Raw genomic sequence first — 16,772 nt, 5'->3', positions numbered from 1 at the left:
TTCGTTCCCTTAAACTGAAAGTCGTTACCGAAACCGGGACCTCGTCACCTCTCCCCGCAAATGCGGGGAGAGGGAGAGAAAATCAAAGCCCCAGCACGGCCTTGCTGATGATGTTGCGCTGGATCTCGTTGGAGCCGCCGTAGATCGAGCCTTGCGGTTGTTGAAGTAGCTCGGCGCGATCTGCGCGGTCCAATCCATGCTCTCGTTCGAGCCGGCATCGCCGTGCTCGTCATAGGGCGCGGCGAACGGGCCGATGATCTCCATCAGCAGCTCGGTGGTGGTCTGCTGGATCTCCGAGCCCTTGATCTTGAGCACCGAGGAGGCCGGATTCGGCTTGCCCTTGCCGTGCTTGCCTTCGTCGGCGACGACGCGGAGCTGGGTCAGCTCGAGCGCCTTCAGCTCGATCTCGCAGGCGGTGAGCTTTTCGCGGAACGCCGGATCCTCGATGACGGGACGGCCGCCGGACTCGACCTTGGAGGCCAGCGCGCGGATGCGGCGCAGCCGCTCCTTCGAGACGCCGACCCGGGCGATGCCGGTGCGCTCATTGCCGAGCAGGAATTTGGCGTAATCCCAGCCCTTGTTCTCTTCGCCGATCAGGTTTTCGTAGGGCACCTCGACGTCATCGAAGAACACCTCGTTGACCTCGTGGCCGCCGTCGATGGTCTGGATCGGGCGCACGGTGACGCCCTTCGACTTCATCGAGAACACGATGAAGGAGATGCCCATCTGCTTCTTCGCGTTCTTGTCGGTGCGGCAGAGACAGAAGATCATGTCGGCGTGCTGGGCCAGCGTGGTCCAGGTCTTCTGGCCGTTGATGATCCACTTGTCGCCCTTGCGCTCGGCCGTGGTTTTCAGCGAGGCGAGGTCCGAACCGGAGCCCGGCTCCGAGAAGCCCTGGCACCACCAGTCGTCGACACTCGCGATGCGCGGCAGGTATTCCTTCTTCTGCTTCTCATTGCCGAAGGTGTAGATGACAGGGCCGACCATGCTGACGCCGAAGGCAAGCGGCTGCGGCGCGGGATAGGACTGCAGCTCCTCGTTGAAGATGTAGTGCTGCACGGTGGTCCAGCCGGTGCCGCCATATTCCTTCGGCCAGTGGGTGACGCCCCAGCCCTTCTTGTTGAGGATGCGCCACCAGGTGACCATCTCGTCCTTCGACAGATGGCGGCCTTCCTGCAGCTTGCGCCTTGTCTCCGGCGGCACGTTGTTCTTGAAGAACTCACGCACCTCCTCACGAAACGCTATCTCTTCCTTGGTGAAAGCGAGATCCATCGGATCCTCCTTTTGAAGTTCAATTACTCTTCTAACTCTCTCTCGCTGTCGTCCCTGCGAAAGCAGGGACCCATAACCACCGGCCATAGTAACTGGCAAAGCCGGCTGCCGCTCTGCCACTTACAAAGGCCGCGGCGTATGGTCCCGGCTCGCGCTTCGCTTGGCCGGGACGACAATCTTACTGCAACACCTCGAACAGGCCGGCCGCGCCCATGCCGCCACCGACGCACATGGTGACGACGGCGTACTTGGCCTTGCGGCGGCGGCCCTCGATCAGCGCGTGGCCGGTGAGCCGCGCACCCGACATGCCGTAGGGATGGCCGACCGATATCGCGCCGCCGTTGACGTTGATCTTCTCCGGATCGATGCCAAGCTTGTCGCGGCAATACAGCACCTGTACCGCGAACGCCTCGTTGAGCTCCCAGAGATCGATGTCGTCGACCTTGAGGCCGTGGCGCTTGAGCAGCCGCGGCACCGCGAACACCGGGCCGATGCCCATCTCGTCCGGCTCGCAGCCGGCGGACACGAAGCCGCGGAAGATACCGAGCGGCTGCAGCCCGCGCCGGGCGGCTTCCTTGTCGCTCATGATCACCGAGGCGCTGGCGCCGTCCGAAAGCTGGCTGGCATTGCCGGCGGTGATGGTGAAGCCCTCGCCGCGCACCGCCTTGAGGCTCGCAAGCCCCTCGGCCGTGGTCTCGGGCCGCGGGCCTTCGTCCTGCGACAGCGTCACTTCCTTCATCGTGACCGCGCCGGTCGCCTTGTCGGTTACCGCCATCATGGTGGTGATCGGCGCGAGCTCTTCCTTGAACTTGCCGCCCTGCTGCGCGGCCGCGGTGCGGCGCTGGCTTTCCAGCCCGTACTCGTCCTGCTTCTCGCGCGAGATGTTGTAACGTTTGGCGACGATCTCGGCGGTGTCGATCATGGGCATGTAGACCTCGCTCTTGATCTTGAGCAGCGCCGGATCCTGGGCGTGAAACGCGTTCATCTTGTCGTTCTGCACCAGCGAGATCGATTCACCGCCGCCGCCGACCGCGATCTCGACACCGTCGAAGATCACCGAGCGGGCGGCGAGCGCGATCGCCTGCAAACCGGAGGCGCACTGGCGGTCGATGGTGGTGCCGGCAACCGTCACCGGTAGCCCGGCGCGGAGCAGCGCCTTGCGCGCGATGTTGCCGCCGGTCGCACCCTGCTGCATCGCCGCGCCCATCACGACGTCCTCGATCTCCTTCGGATCGACCTTGGCCCGCACCACCGCTTCGCCGATCGCGTGACCGAGCAGCGTTGCGCCTTCGGTGGCGTTGAGCGCGCCGCGATAGGCCTTGCCGATCGGCGTGCGGGCGGTGGAGACGATTACGGCGTCGGTCATGAACGGGATCCTGCAGTCTGTTGTTGAGTGGCTTGGGATGTTTTCGGCTGTTGCTGGCGCAATTCGTGACGCGACAGCTTTCCGACCGGCGTGCGCGGCAGCTCGTCGACGAATTCGACCGCGGCCGGCAATTCGTGCTTGCCGACCTTGCCGGTGAGGAAGGCGCGCAATTCGTCGATCGAGAACGGCTTCTCGCCGTCGCGCAGCTTGATGAAGGCCTTGGCCGCCTCGCCGCGGTAATCGTCGGGAATCCCGATCACGATCACCTCCTGCACGGCGGGATGGGTGTAGATCGCCTGCTCGATCATCTGCGGATAGACGTTGAAGCCGCCGGAGATGATCATGTCCTTCTTGCGGTCGACCAGGTAGAAATAGCCGTCGGCGTCCATGTAGCCGATGTCGCCGGTGAGGAAGCGGTCGCCGACGAAGGCCTCCGCGGTCTCCGCGGGCCTGTTCCAGTAGCCCTTGGTGACGTTCGGGCCGCGGATGCGGATTTCGCCGACCTCGCCGACCGGCATCACCTTGGTGGAATCCTCCAGCGACACCACGTCCATCTCGATGCCGGGCAGCATCAGCCCGATCGAGCCCGGCTTCTCCGGCCCTTCCTTGGGATGGCCGGTGCCGGGCGAGCAGGTCTCGGTCATGCCCCAGCCGCTCTTCAACTTCATGCCGACGCGGCGCTCGAAGATCTTGGCGACCTCGACCGGCAGCGGCGCGCCGCCGGAGCCAGCGACCACCAGCGAGGAGAGATCGCGCTTGTCGAGATCGGGCAGCGAGGCGATCGCGATCCACATCGTCGGCACGCCGGGAAACACCGTCGCGCGTTTGACCTCGATGTCGCGCATCACGGCCTCGACGTCGAAGCGCTGGTGCAGCGAGATCAGATGGCCGCGCCGGATCACCGACAGCAGCACGACGGTCAGCGCATAGATGTGGAACAGCGGCAGCACGCAGATCACGCGCTCGATCGCGTTGCGCTCCAGCCGTCCGGGCTTGCCCCAGACGTCGTAGATCGACACCGCCGCGGTGAGATTGCCGTGGCTGAGCATGGCGCCCTTCGGCAGGCCGGTGGTGCCGCCGGTGTATTGCAGCAGCGCGACGTCCTCGACGTCGACCGCGGGCCATTGCGCCGGCCTGGTCGCACCGTCGATGAACTGCTTGTGGGTGATGATCTTGGGATTGCCGGGCAGCGCGGTCTGCGGCGTACCGACCTTGCCCCAATTGTCGTCCTCGCAAACGATCAGACGATCAAGCAAGCCCTTGTCGAGAAACTTCAGCGCGGTCGGCAACAGCGCCGAGAGATTGCTGGTGACCAGCACGCGCGCGCCGGAGTCCGAGAGCTTGTGCGACAGCGCGATCTCGCCGTCGAGCGGCGACAGATGCACGACGCGGGCGCCGGCCTTCAGCGCGCCGAAGAAATTGATCGGATGATCGGGCGAATTGCCGAGGAACAGGGCGACCGAGGTGCCCTTGCCGTAGCCGGCCCGCATGAAGGCGGCAGCCGCGGTCTCGACCAGGGCCTCAAGTTCGCTGTAGCTGATCTGGCGGTCGCGGAATTCAAGTACCGGGCGCGCGCCGAACTCGGCGGCAGCGTTGGAGAGCAGATCCGGCAGCGTGCCGCGCGTGATCTCGTCGCTCCACTTCACGCCGGGTGGATAATATTGTTCGCCGGGATAGGTCATCGATGCCTTCGCTGGGACTCCAGATCATGATGCAAACCGCATCATGATCTCATCTCCTTGTTTGAGCATGATCTTTTCGGAAAACCGGTTTCCACCCTTCCGGATCATGCTCTAGACGTCGTCATTCCGGGACGGCCCGAAGGGCCAGGCCCGGAATCCATCAGGCGGCACGCGCCGGGGCACCATGGGTTCCGGGTTCATCGCTTACGCGATGCCCCCGGAACGACACATGGTGAGGCCTTCGACCAATCACGCCGCCTTCGACGCCGCGGCGAGCGAAGCGAAGGTCTTGCCTTCGTCGGCGAGCTTCTTGAGCAGCGGCGCCGGCTCGAGCGAGGGATCGTTGGTCTCTTTGGCGTAGAACGCCAGGCGATCGGCGATGTGCTTGAGGCCGACGCTGTCGGCCCAGAACATCGGGCCGCCGCGATAGATCGGCCAGCCATAGCCATAGAGCCAGACCACGTCGATATCCGACGGACGCGCCGCGATGCCCTCGGCGAGGATCTTCGCGCCTTCGTTGATCATCGGGTACATCATGCGCTCGAGGATCTCGTCGTCGGTGACGACGCGCTTCTTGCGGCCGAGGCGCGCCAGCGTCTCGTCGATCAGCTTCTCGACTTCCGGATCGGGCAGCGCCGCGCGCGAGCCCTGCTCATACTTGTAGTAGCCCTTGCCGGTCTTCTGGCCGAAACGGCCGGCTTCGCAGAGCGCGTCGGCGATCTCCGACTTGATGCCGCGGTCCTTACGCGAGCGCCAGCCGATATCGAGGCCGGCGAGATCGCCCATCGCGAACGGGCCCATCGGCATGCCGAATTTGGTGACGACCGCGTCGACCTGCTGCGGCAGCGCGCCTTCGAACAGCAACTTCTCGGACTGCTTGCCGCGCTGCGCCAGCATGCGATTGCCGACGAAGCCGTCGCAGACGCCGACCACGGCCGGCACCTTGGCGATCTTGCGGGCGATAGACACCGCGGTCACCAGCGCATCGGGCGCGGTCTTGTCGGCGCGCACGATCTCGCACAGCTTCATGACGTTGGCCGGCGAGAAGAAGTGCATGCCGAGCACGTCCTGCGGACGCTTGGTCGACTGCGCGATCTCGTCGATGTTGAGATAGGAGGTGTTGGAGGCCAGCACGGCGCCCGGCTTGGCGTACTGATCGAGCTTGCCGAACACTTCCTTCTTGACCGCCATGGTCTCGAACACCGCCTCGATCACGAGATCGGCGTCGCCGACGTTCTCGATGCCGACGACACCGTTGATCAGCGCCATGCGCTTGGCGGGGGCGTCCGCCGGGATGCCACCGCGCGCGGCGGTCGCCTCGTAGTTCTTCTGCATGATGCCCATGCCGCGCTTGAGCTGCTCCTCGCCGGTCTCGATCAGCGTGACCGGGATGCCGGCATTGGCGAACGACATCGCGATGCCGCCGCCCATGGTGCCGGCGCCGAGGATGGCGACGCGCGCGACGTTACGGCCCTTGGTGCCTTCGGGCACGCCAGAGACCTTGGCCGCCTCGCGCTCGGCGAAGAAGGCGTAGCGCTGCGCCTTGGACTGGTCGCCGTTCATCAGCTTGAGGAAGCCCTCGCGCTCCTTCTTCAGGCCCTCGTCGAACGGCAGGTCGATCGCGGCGCCGACGGCATCGGCAGCGGCGAACGGAGCCTCGAGGCCGCGCGACTTCTTGGTCAGCGCAGCGACCGCATTGGTGAAGATCGAACGATCGGCCTTGGCCGCGGCGAGCTTGCTGTCGTCATCGCGCAGCTTGCGCAGCGGACGCTTCTCGGCGACCACCTTGCGCGCAAATGCCTCACCGCCCGACGCCGGACCTTCTACGATCTCCTCGATCAGGCCGGCCTTGAGCGCCGCGTCGGCGCTGATCGGATCGCCGCCGACGATCATCTTGACCGCGAGCTCCGGGCCGACCGCGCGCGGCAGGCGCTGGGTGCCGCCGGCGCCCGGCAGCAGGCCGAGCTTTACTTCGGGCAGACCGAGCTTGGCGTCCTTGGTGGCGACCCGATAGTGGCAGGCCAGCGCAACCTCGAGGCCGCCGCCGAGCGCGGTGCCGTGGATCGCGGCAACGATCGGCTTCGGCGAGCTCTCCATCAGGCTCAGCACTTCGGCGAGACCGGGCGGCTTCGGCGGCTTGCCGAATTCGGTGATGTCGGCGCCGGCGATGAAGGTGCGGCCGGCGCAGGTCAGCACGATGCCCTGGACCTGCGCGTCATCGATCGCAGCCTTGATGCACTCGAAGATGCCGCCGCGCACCGCAGCGCTGAGCGCATTCACGGGCGGACTGTTAACCGTGACGACGGCAATATTGTCATGACGTTCGAGCTTGACGACTTCACTCACCGGGACTCTCCCTGGATGCTTGTTCTTGAACTTGTGTTGAGTAGCTGCACGACTTGCGTTGAGCCGCTACGATTAGACCAATTTCGCACTGCGAAATTTAATTCCACATCTTGACACGGAGGGTTATTTTGAAGCACGAGCCTTGTCAACGAGCATAACAAGGGCAGGACAAGGATAGGGATGAAGCGCGCTGGCAAGAAGGTAGCGACCGATCGCAATTTCGTCGTCGCGCTTTCCCGCGGACTGGACGTCCTGCGCGCATTTCAACCCAATGACGGGCTGCTCGGCAATCAGGAGATTGCCGCCCGCACCAAGTTACCGAAGCCAACCATTTCCCGGCTGACCTACACGCTGACCAAGCTGGGATACCTTACACCTGTACCGAAATTCGAGAAGTACCAGCTCGCGCCGTCGGCGATGGCGCTCGGCTATGCCGCGCTCGCCAATCTCGGCGTTCGGCATTTGTCCGAGCCCTATCGAGAAGAAGTGATGCGCGCGACCGGCGGCGCCGTCGCGGTCGGCGGCCGCGATCGGCACAGCATGATCTATTTCGGTCAGAGCCGGAACGGCCTGGCGCTCGGCGTGCAACTCGACGTCGGCTCGCGGGTGCCGATCGCAACCACCGCAATGGGACGTGCCTATATTTGGGCATTGCCACCCGAAGAGCGTGCGGCTTTATTACGCGAGCTGCGCGATCACTATGGCAGCCGCTGGGCCAAGATGCGCGACGGCATCGAGCGCTCCGGCGAGACGGTGGCGAAGCACGGCTTCACCATGTCGACCGGCGACTGGCAGAACGACGTCGCCGCGGTTGGCGTTGCATTGAGATTGAACGACGGAACCGGTCCTTACGCCTTCAATTGCGGCGCGCCGGCATTCCGCTTCACGGAAGATAGATTGCTCAACGACATTGGACCTCGTCTTGTCGCGATGGTAAGGAACATCGAGCAGGCGCTCGGTGGAATGGCGCCGCAATCCAAAAAAGAAGAACGCAAAAAGACCAGAGTAGGAGGGAAAGTTGCACGTTTGGCCGAGGGGATCAGATAGCCTCCATCACGTCCAGCGAAACGCATCGCAGGACCGCTCGCACCGCTCGAAGACGGCGGGCGAGACGAGATGACGCAGGCACAGCTCGCGCAGGGGAATGATCCCCTGCTCGCGGTTCGCGACGTCAGCGTCGTGTTCGGCGGCATCATCGCACTGAATGGCGTGTCATTCGACATGCGCCATGGACAGATCCTCGGCCTGATCGGGCCGAACGGCGCCGGCAAGACGACGCTGTTCAATTGCCTGTCGCGGCTCTACCAGCCGTCGTCCGGCGACATCCTGATGGAAGGCAAGAGCATCCTTTCGCGGCCGCCGCACCGGATCGCCGAGATCGGCATCGGCCGCACCTTCCAGAACGTCGCGCTGTTTCCCAACCTGTCCGTGATCGACAATGTGCGCGTCGGCGCGCATGCGCGCACCTCGAGCGACATCGTCAGCGACTCGCTGCGCCTCGCTGGGTCGCCGCGCGAGAACGACATGAACAAGAAGGTGCACGACATCCTCGGCTATCTCGATCTCGAGGACGTCGCCCACACCGTGGTTTCGGGACTTCCGTTCGGCACCCAGAAGCGCGTCGAGCTGGCACGCGCCCTGGCCGCAGATCCGAAGATCCTGCTGCTCGACGAGCCGGCCGGCGGCCTCAATCACGAGGAAGTCTATGTGCTCGGCGATTTGATCCGCAAAATCCGCGATGACCGTAAAATTACGGTGCTGCTGGTCGAGCATCACATGGGTCTCGTGATGTCGATCGCCGACCACGTCGTCGCGCTCAATTTCGGCCGCAAGCTGGCCGAAGGCACGCCGGCCCAGGTCCAGGCCGACCCCGACGTCATCAAGGCCTATCTGGGGAGCAAGGACCAATGACCGCGATGCTCAACGTCAAGGACCTGCGCGCCTATTACGGCCAGGTCCAGGCCCTGCACGGCCTCAGCTTCTCCCTGAACGAGGGCTCGCTGACCACGCTGCTCGGCGCCAACGGCGCCGGCAAGACCACCACGCTGCGGGCGATCTGCAACATGGTGCGCTCGACCGGCGCGATCGAGTCGAGGGCAAGCCGATCGGCACGCGCTCGACCGAGAACGTGGTCCGCCTCGGCATTGCCCACGTGCCGCAGGGCCGCGGCACCTTCACCAACATGACGGTGGAGGAAAACCTGCAGCTCGGCGCCATCAGCCGCTCCGACACCAAGGCGATCGGCTCCGACATCGAGCGGATGTACGAGCATTTCCCGGTGCTGAAGCAGCGCTACACCCAGCAGGCCGGCACGCTGTCCGGCGGCGAGCAGCAGATGCTCGCGGTGGCTCGTGCGCTGATGCTGCGGCCGCGCCTGATGCTGCTCGACGAGCCGTCATTCGGCCTCGCACCGCTGATCGTGCGCGACCTGTTCCGCATCCTCGGCAAGATCAATCGCGAGGAGAAGGTGACCATCCTGGTGGTCGAGCAGAATGCGCAGCTCGCGCTCGAGCTCGCCGACCAGGCCTATGTAATCGAAACCGGACGGATCGTGATGTCGGGCAATGCCAAGGACATCGCGAACAACGAAGACGTCCGTAAATCCTATCTCGGCTACTGAGGAGCTGGCACAATGGAGCTTTTTGCCAACCAGGTCCTGGCCGGCATCGCCACGGGCGCGATCTATGCCTGCATGGCGCTCGCGGTCGTGATGATCTACCAGGCCATCGACCATCTGAACTTCGCCCAGGGCGAAATGGCGATGTTCTCGACCTTCGTGTCCTGGCAGCTGATGCAATGGGGCGTGCCGTATTGGGGCGCCTTCGTGCTCACCGTCGCCTTTTCGTTCGCCGCCGGCATCGTCATCGAGCGGCTGTTGTTCAAGCCGCTGGCCAAGGCGCCGATCCTGACCAACGTCGCCGGGTTCATCGCGCTGTATGCGATCATCAACTCGGTCGCCGGTCTGATCTGGGACTTCACCATCAAGCAGTACCCGACGCCGTTCGGCTCCTCGCCGTTCCTCGGCAGCCAGCTGATCTCGACCCACCAGGCCGGCATGATCGGCATCACGCTGTTGATGCTGCTTCTGCTGTTCTTCTTCTTCCGCTTCACCCGGGTCGGTCTTGCGATGCGCGCAGCCGCCTCGCTGCCTGAATCGGCCCGGCTGGTCGGCATCAATACCTCGTGGATGATTGCGCTCGGCTGGGGCATGGCGTCCGCGATCGGCTCGATCGCCGGCATGATGATCGCCCCGGTGGTGTTCCTCGAGCCCAACATGATGCTCGGCGTGCTGATCTACGGCTTTGCCGCAGCCGTGCTCGGCGGCCTGACCTCGCCGTTCGGCGCCGTGATGGGCGGCTTCCTGGTCGGCATCTTCGAGAACCTGGTCGGCACCTACATCCCCGGTGTCGGCAATGAGCTGAAACTTCCGATCGCGCTTGCGCTGATCATCGTCGTCCTGGTCGTGAAACCGGCAGGCCTGTTCGGCCGCGCCATCGTCAAGCGAGTTTGATCATGAGCGCCGCTGAAGAAATCGTCACAGAAGCCCCCGCCGTCGAGGCCGTGCCCAAGCGTGCCATGACGCTCGGCTACGGCACCTCGCTCGCCGTGCTCGCCGCGCTGATCATCATCCCGCTGTTCGTGAAGAACTTCATCATCTTCCAGATGACGATGCTTCTGATCTACGCGCTCGCGGTGATGGCGCTCAACATCCTGACCGGCGGAAGCGGCCAGTTCTCGCTCGGCCAGAGCGCATTCTACGCCGTCGGCGCCTATACGTCGGCGATCCTGATGGAGCATGCGGGCATGAACTATGCCCTCACGCTACCGATCGCCGGCATCATCTGCTTCGGCTTCGGCTTCCTGTTCGGCCAGCCGGCGCTGCGGCTAAGCGGCGTCTATCTGGCGCTCGCGACCTTCGCGCTCGCCACGGCAATGCCGCAGCTGCTCAAGCTCGGCTATTTCGAGCACTGGACCGGCGGCGTGCAGGGTCTCGTGGTGACCAAGCCGGACGCCCCGTTCGGGCTGCCGCTGTCGCAGGACATGTGGCTCTACTACTTCACACTGGCGGTCTCGATCGCGATCTACCTCGCCTCGGTGAACCTGCTGCGCTCGCGCTCCGGCCGCGCCTTCATGGCGATCCGCGACAACGAGATCGCGGCGTCCGCGATGGGCGTCGACGTCGCGCTGTACAAGACGCTGGCGTTCGGCGTCTCGGCCGGCATCACCGGCGTTGCCGGCGGTCTCGGCGCCATCGCGGTGCAGTTCGTGGCGCCCGACGGCTACACCATCCAGCTCGCGATCTCGCTGTTCCTCGGCATGGTGGTCGGCGGCGTCGGCTGGCTGCCCGGCTCGATCGTAGGCTCCGCCTTCATCATCTTCGTACCCAACATTGCCGAAGGCATTTCCAAGGGCCTCTCCGGCGCTGTGTTCGGCGTGCTGCTGTTCCTCGTCATCTTCCTCGTGCCGCACGGCGCCAGGCAGGTTGCGATCGTTGCCCAGCAACTGGCCGCAAAGCTCAAGAAAAACTAAGAATCTTTAGAACCAAACCAGGAGACATTATGCTTTCTACCGTACGGATCGCCGCGATTTCCGCGGCGATCACGGCTGTTGCCGTGACGTCCACCGCCGCATTCGCCCAGAAGAAATACGACACCGGCGCAAGCGATACCGAGATCAAGGTCGGCAACATCATTCCCTATTCGGGACCAGCCTCCGCTTACGGCGTGATCGGCAAGACCGAAGAAGCCTATTTCAAGATGATCAACGACCGCGGCGGCATCAACGGCCGCAAGGTCAATTTCGTCAGCTATGACGACGCCTATTCACCGCCCAAGGCGGTCGAGCAGGTGCGCAAGCTGGTCGAGAGCGACGAGGTGCTGCTGGTCTTTAATCCGCTCGGCACGCCGTCCAACACCGCGATCCAGAAATACCTGAACTCCAAGAAGATTCCGCAGCTGTTCGTCGCCACCGGCGCCACCAAGTGGAACGATCCGAAGAACTTCCCGTGGACCATGGGCTGGCAGCCGAGCTACCAGAGCGAAGCGCAGATCTACGCCAAGTGGCTGATCAAGGAGAAGCCCGACGCCAAGGTCGCGATCCTCTATCAGAACGACGACTTCGGCAAAGACTACCTCAAGGGCACCAAGGACGCTTTGGCGCCAAGGCCGCCACGAGCATCGTCGTGGAGGAGAGCTACGAGATCTCCGAGCCGTCGATCGACAGCCACATCGTCAAGATCAAGGCCGCCAATCCGGACGTGCTGCTGATCTACACGACGCCGAAATTCGGCGCCCAGACCATCAAGAAGACCGCCGAGCTCGCTGGAAGCCGCTGCAGATCATCACCAACGTGTCGGCCTCGGTCGGCAGCGTGATGCAGCCGGCCGGCTTCGACAACGCCCAGGGCGTGCTGTCGGCAGCCTATGCCAAGGACGGCGCCGATCCGCAGTGGGCCAACGATCCGAACATGAAGAAGTGGGCCGAGTTTCTCGACAAGTACATGCCGGGCGCCGACAAGACCGACGGCGGCTACGTCTACGGCTATGGCGCCGCGCAGACGCTCGCCAAGGTGCTCGAAATGTGCGGCGATGATCTCACCCGCGCCAACGTCATGAAGCAGGCGGCGAGCCTGAAGGACTTCACGCCCGATACCCTGTTGCCCGGCGTCAAGATCAACACCTCGGCCACCGACTTCGCCCCGATCGCCCAGCTGCAAATGCAGCGCTTCAAGGGCCAGAAGTGGGAATTGTTCGGCGACATCATTTCCGGCGATGTCCCCTCAGAGTGACGTTGCACTGCGGGAATAAACGACAGGCCTCCGCGATCCCCATCGCGGGGGCTTTTTGTTGACGCCCTGCGCCGATGGTATTGAATACTGCAGACGAAGAACCCGAGGTGGGGAAGCCATGACTGCCGCACGTCCGTCCCTGACGGCGCTCCTGACCGCATTCGCTCTGATCCTGACGAGCTGCAACGTCGCGCTGGCGCAGAAGACCTACGACACCGGGGCCAGCGACACCGAGATCAAGATCGGCAACATCGTGCCCTACAGCGGTCCTGCCTCGGCCTATGGCGTGATCGGCAAGACCGAGGCGGCCTACTTCAAGATGATCAACGAGGCCGGCGGCATCCGCGGCCGCAAGATCACGTTCATCACCTATGACGATGGCTATTCGCCGCCCAAGACGGTGGAGCAGGCGCGCAAGCTGGTCGAGAGCGACGGGGTGCTGCTGCTGTTCGGCTCGGTCGGGACCGCAAGCAATGCGGCGATCCGGAAATACATGAACGAGAAGCAGGTGCCGCAGCTGTTCATCGCCTCCGGCGCCTCCAAGTGGAACGACCCCAAGAACTATCCATGGACCATGGGCTGGCAGCCGTCCTACCAGGACGAGGCGCGGGTCTACGCAAAGTACATCATGAAGCACAAGCCTGATGCCAAGGTCGCCGTGCTCTACCAGAATGACGATTTCGGCAAGGACTACCTCAAGGGATTGAAGGACGCCTTCGGCGACAGGGCATCGATGATCGTCGCCGAGGAGGCTTATGAGACCTCCGAACCCGCGATCGACAGTCACATCGTCAAGCTGAAGGCGGCCGGAGCCGACACCTTCATCAGCATCACGTCGCCGAAATTCGCGGCGCAGGCGATCAAGAAGGCCGCCGAGATCGCCTGGACGCCATTGCAGATCCTCACCAACGTCTCGGCTTCGGTCGGCGGCGTGATCCAGCCGGCCGGCTTCGAGAATTCGCAGGGCATACTGTCCGCGGCCTACCTCAAGGACGGCGCCGACCCGCAATGGGACAAGGATCCCGGCATGCAGAAATTCCTCGCTTTCCTCAAGCAGGATTATCCTGACGCCAACAAGCTCGACGGCGCCACCTCGTTCGGTTACGCCGCTGCGCAGACCATGGCGAAGGTGCTGGAGATGTGCGGCGACGACCTCACCCGCGCCAATGTGATGAAGCAGGCCGCGAACCTCAGGGACTATGTCCCCGATACGCTGCTGCCCGGCATCAGCATCAACACCTCGGCAACCGACTTCGCGCCGATCAAGCAATTGCGCTTGATGCGGTTCAAGGGCGAGAAGTGGGAGCTGTTCGGCGACATCATTTCGAGCAATCTGAGCAACTGATCTTCGCGGATTGCCGTCGGCATCCGCGCGCTCAACTCAACAGCGTCGCCAGAACTCGCCGCAATCTCCACGGTTGTCTCGGACGGATCGGCGAGCGCGACTAAAGACGCAGCCCCTGCGGCCATGCCGCGGGGGCTTTTCGTTGAGACGCCCCAGGTAAGATGATAGCCTTCGCAGACAACAATGAGCCCTCGAAACAGGGGGCCGCGACACATCATCTGCTATCAGGGAGAGAAACCGCATGTCTGCAATACGACATCTGGCGGCAACTGCCGTTGCGCTCGCGCTCGTCTCCGCATCCTGCAGCACGGCGCTTGCCCAGAAGAAATACGACACCGGCGCCAGCGACACCGAAATCAAGATCGGCAACATCATGCCCTATAGCGGCGCGGCGTCCGCCTATGGCGTGATCGGCAAGACCGAGGACGCCTATTTCCGCAAGATCAATGCCGAGGGCGGCATCAACGGCCGCAAGATCACCTTCATCAGCTATGACGACGCCTACACGCCGCCGAAGACCGTCGAGCAGGCGCGCAAGCTGGTCGAGAGCGACGAAGTGCTGATGATCTTCAATCCGCTCGGCACGCCGCCGAACTCGGCGATCCAGAAATACATGAACCAGAAGAAGGTGCCGCAACTGTTCGTCGCGACCGGCGCCACCAAATGGAACGACCCGAAGGAGTTTCCCTGGACGATGGGCTGGCAGCCCAACTACCAGAGCGAGTCGATCATCTATGCGAAGTACATCCTGAAGAACAAGCCGAACGCAAAGATCGCGGTGCTCTACCAGAACGACGATTACGGCAAGGACTATCTGAAGGGCTTCAAGGACGGGCTCGGCAGCAAGGCGGCGTCGATGATCGTCGCCGAGGACAGTTACGAGGTGACGGAGCCGACCATCGATTCCCACATCGTCAGGCTCAAGGCCTCCGGCGCCGATGTGTTCTTCAACATCACGACGCCGAAATTCGCGGCGCAGGCGATCAAGAAGAACGCCGAGCTCGACTGGCATCCGCTGCACTTCCTCAACAACGTCTCATCCTCGATCGGCAGCGTGATCAAGCCGGCGGGCTTCGAGGCCGCCCAAGGCATCATCTCGTCGCAGTACATCAAGGACCCGACCGATCCGCAGTGGAAGACCGACAAGGGAATGATCGCCTGGAACAAATTCCTCGATAAGTATTATCCTGACGCAAACCGCGCCGACGCGTCGGTGATGTACGCCTACACCGTTGCGCAGGGCCTCGAGCATGTGCTGCGGGCGTGCGGCGACAATCTGACGCGCGAGAACATCATGAAGCAGGCCGCCAGCATCCGCGACCTCGAGCTCGACGGGTTGCTGCCGGGCGTCAAGGTCAACACCTCGGCGACCGATTTCGCGCCACTTTCGCAACTGCAACTGATGCGCTTCAAGGGCGAGACCTGGGATCGCTTTGGTGAAATTTTGAGCGGCGACGTCGGCGGTTAACCCCGAATTGTCGACTAAAGACGCGGCCCCTGCGGCGTTGTCGCAGGGGCTTTTCATTGAGACGGCCCGGCTAAGATGGTATTTTCACCGAATAACAAGAGAGCCCCCGAAACAGGGGGCCGCGACACATTCGTCTGACAACAGGGAGAGAAATATAGATGTCCGTTACCACCAGACTTGCGGTCCTCGGGGCCGCGCTCGCGCTCGTCGCGACATCGGGCAGCGCTGCGCTGGCACAGAAGAAATACGACACCGGCGCGAGCGATACCGAGATCAAGATCGGCAACATCATGCCCTACAGCGGACCCGCCTCCGCCTACGGCATCATCGGCCGCACCGAGGCCGCCTATTTCAAGAAGATCAACGACGCCGGCGGCATCAACGGCCGCAAGATCAACTTCATCTCCTATGACGACGCCTACTCGCCGCCGAAGGCCGTGGAGCAGGCCCGCAAGCTGGTCGAAAGCGACGAGGTGCTGCTGATCTTCAACTCGCTCGGCACGCCGTCGAACTCGGCGATCCAGAAATACATGAACTCCAAGAAGGTGCCGCAGCTGTTCGTCGCCACCGGCGCCACCAAGTGGAACGACCCGAAGGACTTCCCCTGGACCATGGGCTGGCAGCCCAACTACCAGAGCGAGACCCAGATCTACGCAAAATACATCCTGAAGAACATGCCGAACGCCAAGATCGCGGTGCTCTATCAGAATGACGATTACGGCAAGGACTACCTGAAGGGTCTGAAGGACGGCCTCGGCCAGAAGGCCGCCAGCATGATCGTCGCCGAGGAGAGCTTCGAGACCTCCCAGCCGACCATCGACAGCAACATCGTCAAGCTGAAGGCCAGCAACGCCGACGTGTTCGTCAACATTGCGACGCCGAAATTCGCGGCGCAGGCGATCAAGAAGGTCGCCGAGATCGGCTGGAAGCCGACGCACTTCCTCAACAATGTGTCGGCCTCGGTCGGCAGCGTGATCAAGCCGGCCGGCTACGAGAACGCGCAGGACATCATCTCCGCCGCTTATCTGAAGGACGCCTCCGACAAGCAGTGGGACAACGATCCCGGCATGAAGGAATTCTACGCTTTCATGGCCAAGGACTTCCCCGAGGGCGACAAGCTCGACGGTGGCACCGTGGTCGGCTTCGGCGTGGCGCAGACGCTGGTCCAGGTGCTCAAGCAGTGCGGCGACAACCTCACGCGCGAGAACATCATGAAGCAGGCCGCGAGCCTGCAGGACTTCCGCACCGAAGTGCTGCTGCCCGGAGTCAAGATCAATACCGCTCCGAACGATTTCGCCCCGATCAGCCAGCTGCAGCTGATGAAGTTCAAGGGCGAAAAATGGGAACTGTTCGGCGACGTCATCAGCGCCGACGTCGGCGGCTGAGAACTTTCCCGCATCGTGAAAAATCTGGCCCCTGCGACCCGATCGCAGGGGTTTTTCTTTGCCTTTCGTTCGCCATCGCTCTATCCGGAAAACCGAAGGACACGGGCCGTTTACACTTCGG

The 16,772-nt window shown here is 63.2% G+C and carries 10 protein-coding genes and 3 pseudogenes; 9 read left to right on the top strand and 4 right to left on the bottom strand.

Going from position 1 to position 16,772, the window contains the following annotated elements:
- Positions 1-82: 82 nt before the first annotated feature.
- The 4 genes and pseudogenes from pimC to ALC15_RS25150 all read right to left on the bottom strand — a co-directional run bounded on the left by pimC (position 83) and on the right by ALC15_RS25150 (position 6,666).
- Positions 83-1,272, bottom strand: a pseudogene (gene pimC, locus ALC15_RS25165) (pimeloyl-CoA dehydrogenase large subunit).
- A gap of 178 nt (positions 1,273-1,450) precedes the next feature.
- On the bottom strand, positions 1,451-2,638 hold the full coding sequence (locus ALC15_RS25160; protein ID WP_050629582.1) for an acetyl-CoA C-acyltransferase: 1,188 nt from the start codon (positions 2,636-2,638) through the stop codon (positions 1,451-1,453).
- Entirely contained in the window at positions 2,635-4,320 is a 1,686-nt protein-coding gene (pimA, locus tag ALC15_RS25155) for a dicarboxylate--CoA ligase PimA (RefSeq protein WP_050629581.1), read from the bottom strand. The genes ALC15_RS25160 and pimA overlap by 4 nt, the downstream gene beginning before the upstream one ends.
- A gap of 249 nt (positions 4,321-4,569) precedes the next feature.
- Positions 4,570-6,666, bottom strand: coding sequence for a 3-hydroxyacyl-CoA dehydrogenase NAD-binding domain-containing protein (locus tag ALC15_RS25150; protein WP_050629580.1), 2,097 nt, complete (start codon positions 6,664-6,666; stop codon positions 4,570-4,572).
- A 180-nt stretch (positions 6,667-6,846) separates the two neighbouring features.
- Here ALC15_RS25150 and ALC15_RS25145 point away from each other — a divergent pair, with 180 nt between their 5' ends.
- From ALC15_RS25145 to ALC15_RS25105, 9 genes and pseudogenes are all read left to right on the top strand, one after another.
- Positions 6,847-7,713, top strand: coding sequence for an IclR family transcriptional regulator (locus ALC15_RS25145; RefSeq protein ID WP_050629579.1), 867 nt, complete (start codon positions 6,847-6,849; stop codon positions 7,711-7,713).
- Positions 7,714-7,782: 69 nt separating this feature from the next.
- The gene (locus ALC15_RS25140; RefSeq protein ID WP_050629578.1) at positions 7,783-8,577 is read left to right on the top strand and encodes an ABC transporter ATP-binding protein; all 795 of its coding nucleotides are present in this window, start codon (positions 7,783-7,785) and stop codon (positions 8,575-8,577) included.
- A pseudogene (locus ALC15_RS25135) lies at positions 8,574-9,286 on the top strand (ABC transporter ATP-binding protein). The gene ALC15_RS25140 and the pseudogene ALC15_RS25135 overlap by 4 nt, the downstream one beginning before the upstream one ends.
- 12 nt (positions 9,287-9,298) lie before the next feature.
- A complete protein-coding gene (locus tag ALC15_RS25130) occupies positions 9,299-10,177 on the top strand; it encodes a branched-chain amino acid ABC transporter permease (protein ID WP_021076976.1) in 879 nt (292 codons plus the stop codon).
- A 2-nt stretch (positions 10,178-10,179) separates the two neighbouring features.
- Positions 10,180-11,196, top strand: coding sequence for a branched-chain amino acid ABC transporter permease (locus ALC15_RS25125; RefSeq protein ID WP_050629577.1), 1,017 nt, complete (start codon positions 10,180-10,182; stop codon positions 11,194-11,196).
- A 29-nt stretch (positions 11,197-11,225) separates the two neighbouring features.
- Positions 11,226-12,453: pseudogene (locus tag ALC15_RS25120) on the top strand (ABC transporter substrate-binding protein).
- A gap of 118 nt (positions 12,454-12,571) precedes the next feature.
- The gene (locus tag ALC15_RS25115; protein WP_050629576.1) at positions 12,572-13,798 is read left to right on the top strand and encodes an ABC transporter substrate-binding protein; all 1,227 of its coding nucleotides are present in this window, start codon (positions 12,572-12,574) and stop codon (positions 13,796-13,798) included.
- Positions 13,799-14,039: 241 nt separating this feature from the next.
- Positions 14,040-15,266, top strand: coding sequence for an ABC transporter substrate-binding protein (locus tag ALC15_RS25110; RefSeq protein WP_050629575.1), 1,227 nt, complete (start codon positions 14,040-14,042; stop codon positions 15,264-15,266).
- Positions 15,267-15,424: 158 nt separating this feature from the next.
- Positions 15,425-16,651 carry an ABC transporter substrate-binding protein gene (locus ALC15_RS25105; RefSeq protein WP_050629574.1) on the top strand — a complete coding sequence of 409 codons (1,227 nt, stop codon included), beginning with the start codon at positions 15,425-15,427 and terminating at the stop codon, positions 16,649-16,651.
- Positions 16,652-16,772 lie beyond the last annotated feature (121 nt).

Origin of the sequence: Bradyrhizobium viridifuturi (assembly GCF_001238275.1) — a bacterium.
Lineage (GTDB): Bacteria > Pseudomonadota > Alphaproteobacteria > Rhizobiales > Xanthobacteraceae > Bradyrhizobium > Bradyrhizobium viridifuturi.
The sequence above is the reverse complement of the archived record's forward strand: the minus strand, read 5'-3'. Positions and strand labels throughout refer to the sequence as shown.

Bases quoted from the DNA above. Each gene is read 5' to 3' on its own strand.
- ALC15_RS25160 (WP_050629582.1), bottom strand. From the start codon at position 2,638: ATGACCGACGCCGTAATCGTCTCCACCGCCCGCACGCCGATCGGCAAG.
- pimA (WP_050629581.1), bottom strand. From the start codon at position 4,320: ATGACCTATCCCGGCGAACAATATTATCCACCCGGCGTGAAGTGGAGC.
- ALC15_RS25145 (WP_050629579.1), top strand. From the start codon at position 6,847: ATGAAGCGCGCTGGCAAGAAGGTAGCGACCGATCGCAATTTCGTCGTC.
- ALC15_RS25140 (WP_050629578.1), top strand. From the start codon at position 7,783: ATGACGCAGGCACAGCTCGCGCAGGGGAATGATCCCCTGCTCGCGGTT.
- ALC15_RS25130 (WP_021076976.1), top strand. From the start codon at position 9,299: ATGGAGCTTTTTGCCAACCAGGTCCTGGCCGGCATCGCCACGGGCGCG.
- ALC15_RS25125 (WP_050629577.1), top strand. From the start codon at position 10,180: ATGAGCGCCGCTGAAGAAATCGTCACAGAAGCCCCCGCCGTCGAGGCC.
- ALC15_RS25115 (WP_050629576.1), top strand. From the start codon at position 12,572: ATGACTGCCGCACGTCCGTCCCTGACGGCGCTCCTGACCGCATTCGCT.
- ALC15_RS25110 (WP_050629575.1), top strand. From the start codon at position 14,040: ATGTCTGCAATACGACATCTGGCGGCAACTGCCGTTGCGCTCGCGCTC.
- ALC15_RS25105 (WP_050629574.1), top strand. From the start codon at position 15,425: ATGTCCGTTACCACCAGACTTGCGGTCCTCGGGGCCGCGCTCGCGCTC.